The organism is Rhodopseudomonas sp. B29 (genome assembly GCF_000333455.1).
Taxonomy (GTDB): domain Bacteria; phylum Pseudomonadota; class Alphaproteobacteria; order Rhizobiales; family Xanthobacteraceae; genus Rhodopseudomonas.
The window spans coordinates 22,023-31,254 of sequence record NZ_BADD01000657.1 but is presented as its reverse complement, the minus strand read 5'-3'; the positions used below and the strand labels follow the sequence as shown (position 1 = coordinate 31,254).

The 9,232-nt window shown below is 64.0% G+C and carries 9 protein-coding genes and 1 pseudogene; all 10 read right to left on the bottom strand.

Features of this window, described 5'->3' with window-relative positions; all coding sequences use genetic code 11:
• Nucleotides 1–116 (bottom strand): rubredoxin (locus I5M_RS33890; RefSeq protein WP_022723670.1); only part of this gene is annotated, 116 nt, incomplete at its 3' end.
• Nucleotides 113–976 (bottom strand): hydrogenase expression/formation protein, encoded by an 864-nt coding sequence (locus tag I5M_RS23725; protein ID WP_022723669.1) that lies wholly within the window; start codon nt 974–976, stop codon nt 113–115. The genes I5M_RS23725 and I5M_RS33890, both read right to left, overlap by 4 nt.
• Nucleotides 973–1,419: a hydrogenase accessory protein gene (locus I5M_RS23720; protein WP_022723668.1), complete on the bottom strand. Its 447-nt coding sequence runs from the start codon at nt 1,417–1,419 to the stop codon at nt 973–975. Before I5M_RS23720 ends, I5M_RS23725 begins: the two co-directional genes overlap by 4 nt.
• A gap of 256 nt (nt 1,420–1,675) precedes the next feature.
• Nucleotides 1,676–1,972 (bottom strand): HypC/HybG/HupF family hydrogenase formation chaperone, encoded by a 297-nt coding sequence (locus I5M_RS23715; RefSeq protein ID WP_022723667.1) that lies wholly within the window; start codon nt 1,970–1,972, stop codon nt 1,676–1,678.
• Nucleotides 1,973–1,998: 26 nt separating this feature from the next.
• Complete coding sequence (locus I5M_RS23710; RefSeq protein WP_022723666.1) at nt 1,999–2,586, bottom strand: HyaD/HybD family hydrogenase maturation endopeptidase; 588 nt, start codon at nt 2,584–2,586, stop codon at nt 1,999–2,001.
• 235 nt (nt 2,587–2,821) lie between these two features.
• Nucleotides 2,822–3,547, bottom strand: a complete 726-nt coding sequence (cybH, locus tag I5M_RS23705) for a Ni/Fe-hydrogenase, b-type cytochrome subunit (RefSeq protein ID WP_022723665.1) — start codon at nt 3,545–3,547, stop codon at nt 2,822–2,824.
• A 22-nt stretch (nt 3,548–3,569) separates the two neighbouring features.
• Nucleotides 3,570–5,360, bottom strand: coding sequence for a nickel-dependent hydrogenase large subunit (locus I5M_RS23700; protein WP_022723664.1), 1,791 nt, complete (start codon nt 5,358–5,360; stop codon nt 3,570–3,572).
• Between the two features lie 29 nt (nt 5,361–5,389).
• Entirely contained in the window at nt 5,390–6,481 is a 1,092-nt protein-coding gene (locus I5M_RS23695) for a hydrogenase small subunit (RefSeq protein WP_022723663.1), read from the bottom strand.
• Nucleotides 6,482–6,687: 206 nt separating this feature from the next.
• Nucleotides 6,688–8,127 (bottom strand): nickel-dependent hydrogenase large subunit, encoded by a 1,440-nt coding sequence (locus I5M_RS23690; RefSeq protein WP_022723662.1) that lies wholly within the window; start codon nt 8,125–8,127, stop codon nt 6,688–6,690.
• Nucleotides 8,124–9,138, bottom strand: a pseudogene (locus I5M_RS30520) (HupU protein). Before I5M_RS30520 ends, I5M_RS23690 begins: the two are co-directional and overlap by 4 nt.
• Between the last annotated feature and the right edge of the window lie 94 nt (nt 9,139–9,232).

Sequence of the window (9,232 nt, the reverse complement as noted above, 5' to 3'; positions counted from 1 at the left end):
ATCTGCGCCACCGCGTCGCCCTCCGCCGGATCGTAGACGGTCCAGCAGATTCCGCATTCGAGCCGCGTCGCGTCGGCGACGTCCTCGCGCACTCCGAAATTTTCGAAAGCGCTCATTTGAAGTACGCCTCGATGATTTCCTGCAGCCGCTCGGCGGAGTCCTCGAAATCCTCGTCCGCGGCGAGCGCGACGGTGGGCACGCCGCCGACTTCGAGCGTATCGAGGATGATCGTGTCCATGGCGTTGAAGAACTGCACCGACCAGACATTGCGGATGCCGGTGGAGAGGACACGGCAAGTGCCGTAGCCGCGCGACACCAGCTGGATCGGTCCGTTGCGGATCGTGTCCTGCATGAAGCTCATATCCACGGGACTCATCGGCAGCAGCGTGAAGTTGATGATCTGCGAACGCGTGCCGGGACGCCAGGCCTGCGCGCGCTCGCGGATCTCCGCGAGCACGGGCAGCACGTTCATGGCGCCCTCCGGCGCTGCTCCGATTTCGAAATCGGCGGCGGTCAGATCGGCTGCGGCGCGTTTGACGATTTCCGGAATGGCACCGATCTCAAGATAATCGTGACTGGCGTCGGTCTCGAGCCGGACGCGCCAGATTCCCGCCAGTACCGATTCCTGAATCTGCGCCAGCGAGCCATCCGGCAGCGCGACGACGCCGCTGACTTCGCCTTCGCCCAGCACGTCGGCGATCAACTTGCTTTCGAGCTCGTTCAGCCCCGTCAACCGGAACAGCTGCGTCGGCGCGTCTGCCTTTTGACTCCCGGTCGCCTCCGCTATCTTCGACAACAACGCGACCGCATTCGGGCACATCCTGGCAAGCTCAGCGCTGTCCAGCGTCGCCAGCTTGGCGAGCGCACCGGCGGCCGTCAGACTACCCTTGGACGCGTTGAGACTCTCCTCTCCGATCGGAAACACGCTGACCGGTTGTTCGGCGCCTTCCGGCGCATCCCAGAACCCGACCTTCATAGCCCGGCTCCCTGCACGCGATGCTGCGGCACGATGGTGAGAGCGACCGCGGCGCTTTGCCCGCGCGGCCGATCGATCAACTTGGTGATGCGATCGACATAGACCGACCAGTCCTGGATCTTGGCGATCAGGCCGAGCGTCTCGCCTTTGGCGACGAAAATCAGCGTCGGCTGCACGCGCACGCCGAAGCGCTCACCGAGCGCGGTCTCGTCGCTGCGCGCGATGACCGCGCCGCGTAGTCGACCCTGGAGAGCCTCGATCAGTTCGGGGAGAACCACGGCGACATCGATCGCCTCTGGGAAACGAACGGGATCGCCGGCCGATAGCAGCACCGCGATCGCGCCGTCGGCGTCGGCCGCGCTCAGAAAGTCGTCGACCGTTGCGACATCCACTTCGGGCAGGCCGCGCCGCGCCGGACCCTGCTTTCCCGCCTGGACTTCCATCAGACCTCCCTGGAAATCTTATTATGTAACCTGTGATAGGATTAGCAAGCTACGTGCCACTCCGTAGCCTTTCATCCACCTCGCCATCTGATTGATTAGACAGCGGTATTTTTGCAAATCGGGATAACGCCCACCCACATGGAAAGATAGTTTCCATTTTGGCCGTCAGCGGTATTTGCATATGGAAAGCTGACTTGCAGCCAAGCCGCTGCGCGCCAGCTTCAGTTCGGCACACGGGCAGATGCTGTTTGCGAGGTTATTCGGCCCGCAGATGTTCGGGCAGCTGCGGCTCACGGTCGATCAGGTCGGCGAAGAAGCGATCGCAGTCCTGGCCGTCGAGCGCGGCACTCAACCCCTCGATCGCATCCGCGATCAGGCGCGCCTCGTCGTCGTCGAGCAGCCGGATCGCGGTGTCGATGTAGACCAGGACCTTGGTGCCGACGGGCGGATTGGAGAGCAGCAGCACTGAGACGCGACGCTGCTCGCCGCGATAGCTGCACAGCGCCGACATCCCGTCGGTCTCGACAATCGTCATGGGCAGGCCGAGACACATGGGCTGGTTCTCCGGCGAAACGGCGGTCAGACCGGCCGTGTTTCGTAGCTCTGATGATCGATGTCGTTGGCGAGCAGCCGCTCGGTCGCAGCGAGCGGCGCGCTGCGCGGAACAACTCCGACTCCCCACTCGGCCAGAATCTCGCAGGCGAGATCGATCGCCGGCGCGATCTGGTCGCGCACCGGCGGCGTCAACGGCCCGCCCCAGTCCTCGAGATCGAGCGGCTGGCAGCCGATCAACACCAGATGTTTCGGGCAGCGGCCGAGTAGGTCGGCAGCGCTGATCACTTCCTGAAAGCCTGTCTGGTGCAGACTCATCTTCTTGGCACCAGTGAAGCGCGGCACCTCGTCGTCGCGCACCAGCTTCAGTTGGCCGGGTTCGAGGCCGTAGTCGATGGCGTCGAACACGATCAGGCGGTCTGCCTCTTCGAGATAGTTGACGAGGTAGAGGCCCTGGGTGCCGCCGTCGAGGATCGTGACGTTGTCCGGCACGGCGAAGCGGCGGTGGAATTCCTCCACCGCGCGCACGCCGAAGCCTTCGTCGGCCCACAGGATGTTTCCGATGCCGAGGATCAGGATGCGGAGAGGTTGCGATATCGCCGAATGCTCGGTCATGTCGTAAGTGTCCTCGACGAAGGCTGTCGTAGCGGAGCTCTGTTCACCCTCCCCTTGAGGGGGAGGGTCGGCACGCAGGCCGCGCAGCGGGCTGCGTGACGGGGTGGGGTGAGCCGCGGGCACGGCGGATGAACTCTTCGCCACCCCGCCCCGCTCGCTGCGCGAGCGACCCTCCCCCTCCAGGGGAGGGTGAAGTACCCACAACTTATGGCACCGCGTGACCGCAATTCTCTGCTCAATCCGGCAGATCGTCGCGGAACAGGCGTTCGCCGGAGACGATCGAGGAGATCATGCTCTGGCGGCTGAGGATGTCCTCGCGCACGGCGGCGTAGATGTGAACGATGACGAACACCACGATCGCCCACATCCCGAGATGATGCAGCGTGTGCAGGGTCTGGCTGGTGAAGATCGAGAACATGAAGCCGAACAGCGTGTACTGCCAGCTGTCGATGCCCTGGCCTTCCGAATACAGCGCCATGCCGCTGACCATCATCAGCACCAGGAACACCATGAAGGAGAACATCGCCATGTGCGCCAGGGGGTTGTGACCGATGTATTTCTTCGGATCCCTGACCAGGAACGCGTACCATTTGAACTCGTACAGCATCCCCCACCACCAGGTCTTGTTGGCGATCGGCAGCAAGAAGAGTTGCCGGGAATATTTGTTACCGACGAACGCCCAGTACACTCGCATCAGGAAGAAAACGATCAAGAGCTGCCCGGCGGCGAAATGCACGAAGCGGATATAGCCCATCTGGAAATTGGCGGAGGCCTCGCCGGGCACCGAGGGAGGCGGCGAGCCGATGAAGTAACCGGTGACACACAGCGCCAGGATCAACAACGCGTTGACCCAGTGCCACAGCCGCACCGGCGCCTCGTAAACATAGACGGTCTGTAGCGAGCGCGCGCGTTCGCCGGCCGAATCGAGCGCGCCCTGAACCCGAGCGATTTCCGTGGTCATCGTCTCCTCCTCCGGCTGGCGCTCAGCGCACGGTGACCTTGCTCAACTCGCGGCCGTCCTCGCTCATAACGTGCGTCGAGCACGCCAGGCAGGGATCGAACGAGTGGATGGTGCGCAGGATTTCCAGCGGCTGCTCGGGATTGGCCATCGGGGTGTTCATCAGCGACGCTTCGAACGCGCCGATGTTGCCCTTCGGATCCCGCGGTGAGCCGTTCCAGGTGGTCGGCACCACGCACTGGTAGTTGTCGATCTTGGTGTCCTTGATCTTGATCCAGTGCGCGAGCGCGCCGCGCGGCGCCTCGGTGAAGCCGACGCCCTTGGCCTCCTTCGGCCAGCTCTCCGGCTTCCATTTGTCAACATTGGCGGTGGAGCTGTCGCCGGCCTTGATGTTGGCGACGAGCTTGTCAAAGAAGTAACGCATCTGCCGCCCCGCCCAGACCGATTCGAGCGAGCGCGCCGCAGTGCGGCCGAGCGTCGAGAACAGCGCCTCAGTGGGCAGGTTGAGGTCGCGCAGGAATTTGTCGACCGGATCCTTGAATTCGGACTTGTTCTGCGCGTAGCCGACGACCCAGCGTGCCAGCGGACCGACCTCCATGGCGTGGCCCTTCCAGCGCGGCGCCTTGATCCAGGAATACTTGCCACCCTCGTCGAGCTGCTCGATCGCCGTCTTGGTGCCCTTGGCATTCGGCCCCAGCACGTAGTTCGGCTCGGTGATGCCGTCCCAGGGGTGAAGGCCCTTGGTCTCGTCGGGATATTTGTACCAGGAGTGGACCACGAACTCCTGGATCTCCTCGGGATTGGTGTGATCGACCGGAAACACCTCGGACAGATTGCCATTGATGATGGCGCCGCGCGGCAGCTTCAGGCTCTTGGTCGAGTAGTCGTTGGCGTGCTCGGGCACGTCGCCATATGCCAGCACGCTCTTGCCGGACAGGCCGCCGCCGTACAGCCAATCCTTGTAGAACGAGCCGATCGTCGCGACGTCGGGCAGATAGACCTGCTCGTTGAAGACGATCAGCTGATCGATGATCGAAGAGATCAGGTTCAGCCGTTCCATGTTGATGGCGCCGACGGCACCGGTGCCGTCGACGTTGATCGGACACGGCACACCGCCGACCAGCCAGTTCGGGTGCGGGTTCTTGCCGCCGAAGATGGTGTGGATCTTGACGATCTCCTTCTGGAAATCGAGCGCTTCCAGATAATGCGCCACCGCCATCAGATTGGCTTCGGGCGGCAGCCTGTAGGCCTTGCTGCCCCAATAGCCGTTCTTGAACGGACCGAGTTGCCCGGACTCGACGAATTTCTTCAGCCGGGTCTGCAGGTCCTTGAAGTAACCCGGTGACGACAGCGGCCAGCTCGAGATCGACTGCGCCAGCGTCGAGGTCGCGCGCGGATCGGCCGACAGCGCGGAGACGACGTCGACCCAGTCGAGCGCATGCAGATGATAGAAATGCACGACGTGGTCATGCACCTGCAGCGCGAGCTGCATCAGGTTGCGGATCGAATTGGCGTTCTCCGGGATGGTGATCCCGAGCGCGTTTTCGACCGCGCGCACCGAGGTCAGCGCGTGCGTGCCGGTGCAGACGCCGCAGATCCGCTCGGTGAACGCCCAGGCGTCGCGCGGATCACGGTTCTTCAGGATCACTTCGATGCCGCGCCACATCGTGCCGGTGGACACCGCGTTGCGGATGACGTTGTCGGAGTCGACATTGACCTCGACCCGCATATGTCCCTCGATGCGGGTGACCGGATCGACGACGATGCGCTTGCCGGAGTTGTCGAGATTGAAGCCGTTGGGAGTCTGGATACCCATGATTGTCCTGCCCTGAAATTTCTTATTGATCAGCTGCGGTGCTCGGCGTCATCGCGCTTGCTCGCGAGCCGCTTGACCGCGGTCACGGCCGCATGCGCGGCAATCGCGGCGCCGACGGCGCCAGCCGCCACCATGCCGACTTGATCGGCGTTCTTCTCGATCCCGAACTGATTGATGGTAGTGAGACGATCGTAGAACGAGCCCTTGTCCCAGAAGCCGTCTTCCGAGCAACCGATGCAGCCGTGGCCGGATTGGATCGGGAACGACACGCCACCGTTCCACCGCACGGTCGAACAGGCGTTGTAGGTGGTCGGCCCCTTGCAGCCCATCTTGTACAGGCAGTAGCCTTTTCGCGCGGCGTCATCGTCCCACTCTTCGACGAACTGACCGGCATCGAAATGCGGCCGGCGATAGCATTTGTCGTGGATTCGCTGCGAGTAGAACATCTTCGGCCGCCCCTGGCGGTCGAGTTCGGGCAGCCGGCCGAACGTGGTGATGAAGGTGACGACACCGGTCATCACTTCGGCGATCGGCGGACAGCCCGGTACCTTGATGATCGGCTTGTTGGTGATGACCTTGTCGATCGGGGTGGCCTGCGTCGGATTGGGCTTGGCGGCCTGCACGCAGCCCCAGGACGCGCAGGCGCCCCAGGCGATAATGGCGGAGGCGTCCTCGGCCATCATCTTCAACTTCTCGACGAACGGCTTGCCGCCGTCGATGCAGAACATGCCGCCTTCGTTGAGCGGCGGATTTCCTTCCACCGCGAGGATGTACTGGCCTTTGTACTTGGCCCGCGTCTCGTCGAGAATAGCCTCGGCCTGATGACCGGCGGCGGCCATGATGGTGTCGTCGTAATCCAGCGAGATCATCGACAAGACCGCATCCTTCACCAGCGGATGCGCGGAACGGATGAAGCTCTCGGAGCAGCAGGTGCATTCGAGCCCATGCATCCAGATCACCGGCACGCGCGGCTTGGTCTCGAGCGCGTTGGCGATGCGGCTCGCCGCCAGAGGACCGAGGCCGAGGCTGGTGGCGGTGAGGCTGCAGAACTTGTGAAAGCTCCGGCGCGTGATGCCTTGCCGCCTGATCACGCTGTAAAACGTCTCGGTCGCCGCGCCCATGAATCCTCCCGACTGATGCTTTGGCTTTTGACTAATTCCAAAGACAGCAAGAAGCAGGCCAACAGCCGGAAGGGCCGCGAATTAGTTAGATTCTATGGATTTGCGCATTGGAATTGCTCTCACACCCAAGTTGCAAGACATCCGACATCGATCGGGCGGAAACAACTCGATTTGCAATCGGCAACTAAGTTTCCGGCGAACATCCGTCAGTGTGCGGTGCACACCATGCACGGATCGAACGAGCGCACGATGTGCTGGATCGCCACTGAGCGCGGGCCAGCGTCGCCGACGTCGGTCCCAACGAGTGCCTGCTCCAGCGGGCCGCCGACATCGGAAGAATCGCGCGGCGAGAAATTCCAGGTGGTCGGCGCGATGATCTGGTAGCGCTCGAGTTTGCCATTGCGGACCGCCATCCAGTGCCCGAGGCTGCCGCGCGCCGCTTCCACCAGCCCGACGTGGCTGCCGTCGGGTGCCTCGCGCGAAGCGTTGCAGAACGGCTCCGACAACCGCAGCGCGCGAGTCCACTGTTCCATCGCGAGCGCCAGCCGCGCGGTCTCGATGAGTCGCGCGACTACGCGGCTTCGCACATTGGTGCCATTGCGTGTGACGAGATCGGTGATCAACGGCTGCCCCGCCACAGTCTGGCGCGCGATCGCGCCGACTTCGATCGGCTGCCCCGACAGCCGCGGCGCCTTGCACCAGCTATAGGCCTCGGCCTTGTCAGGATCGGGGATCGTGCTGCTCTGCGCGGGATCTGTCGACAAATCCCGCATCCAGGCGTGCGAGACATCCTCGCTGATCTGCTTCACCGGCAGCGGCTCGATCATGGCGCTCGGGCCGAACAGGCCACGCGGAAACAGCGTACCGTCGACGCCCTCGTAGGCGCCGTAACTCATCAGCAGGCCGGTGCCGCGGCCAAGGTCAGTGAGCGATAGGCTGTCGGCGATCCGTAGGAAGTGAGCGAAGTCGCCGCCGCGGCCGTCCCGCCATGCATCGAGTTCGTCGGCGGTGGTGAGTGCGAGGACGTTTTCCAGCGTGTCGGCGAATACGATGGTTTCGAGAAAGCTGCGAAACGCCGCGATGATCGATAGCAGCCGTACGCGGCTGCCGAGATCGATCGCGCGGGTCGTGCCGCCGGGCTGAAACGCCAGACTGTGCGGCCATTTCCCGGCGATGATGCCCATGGTCTCGAGCAGCCGAGCCCGCGCCGGCAGGGCATCGCGCGACGCGCTCCCGCGGGTGGCGGCGAAGCGCTCGCGCGCAGCTTCATGCCAGGCGTGGGGCGCATAGGCTTCGCGGGCAAAGTCCGGCATGAAGAAGATGTAGAAGTGGGTGAGATGGTCGGCCGCGTTCTCCGCCGCGTGGGCGATGTTGGTCGCGAGCAGCCCGTTCGGCGCGGCCTCGATCGCCATGGCATGGCGCAGCGCAGTCGCGGCCGAGACCGATTGCGACACCGAACAGATGCCGCAGATCCGCGGCGCCAACACGAGTGCATCGAGCACCGGCCGGCCTTCGAGGATCTGCTCGAAGCCGCGATACAGCGGCGCCGTCACCTCGGCACGCATCACCCGTCCGCCCTCGACATCGAGCCGGACTTCGAGATCGCCCTCGACCCGATTGAACGGGCCGATCGTGATACGCGTCATGACTTGCCCTCGGTCGCGCGGCCGGGCGGCACCACGACATGGTCGGCGGTTGCGTTCAGCCTGACGCGGCGCGGCGTCGCCGATTTTGAGAGAGCAGCCAGCGCGACGAACCACGCCTTGGGCATATCTGTCGGCAGCCCGACCGGAATGCCCGCGAGCTTGGGGGTCTCGAGGAAATTATGCGCGCCTTTCGAATCCCGGCGACGTGCAGGCGATGCAGGCGTAGCCGCCCTTGGTACACGAGCCGCCGCCGTTCCAGGAGCGCTGATTGCAATCGCCTACGGCCTGCGTCGCCTTGCAGCCGAGATGCTCCATCAGGCAGCCGCGCTCCGACATCGTCTCGGCGCTGGCCTTGAACTCGTAGAACTCGTTACGCGAGCAACCGTGATGCGCCAGATGATCGGCGACGAATTTCGGCCTGCCGTAGCTGTCGAGATCGGTCGTGGCAACATCCTTGGTGGTCAGCGCCAAGATCGTTTCCATCATCCATCCCGGATGCGGCGCGCAGCCGGCGACGTTGATAACCGGAAGGCCGAGCCGCGATCGAAAGCCTGGGCCGAGCGCGCCACCGCGATCTGCGCCTTCGAATTGCAGCCCGACCGCATCGGTCGGGTTTGAGCCGGCGGCCGGCACGCCGCCATAGGCGGCACAGCTGCCGACCGCCACGACGTAGTCGGCACAGGGGGCCAGATCGAGCATCCAGCGATACACCGAGCGATTGGTGCCGGCGAGCATGTTGAAGCGCCCGGTGTCGTTCGGCCCGCGCGCGACGGAGCCTTCCAGCAGCAGCAGATCGAGCCGTACCTCGCCATCCAGCACCGACTGCAGCACCTCGACTGCTTCCTCGCCGGTCTCCTCGCTGACCGATGGATGCCACAACAGATTGATGCCGAACTGCCGCAGTTCGTCGAACCAGCCGGAGGCACCGCTTTCCAGGATCGACATGGTGCAGCCGCCGCAACTGGCGCCCTGCAGCCAGAGCACGTTGGTCATCCCGTCGGAACCGCTCATTGCATGTCTCCCGGCCGCCCCGCTTCCACCGCGCCAGCCGAACGTGTCAGCGATCTTCTGCGCGCTCGGCCGCGAGCGCCCGCCGCTTCGTCTG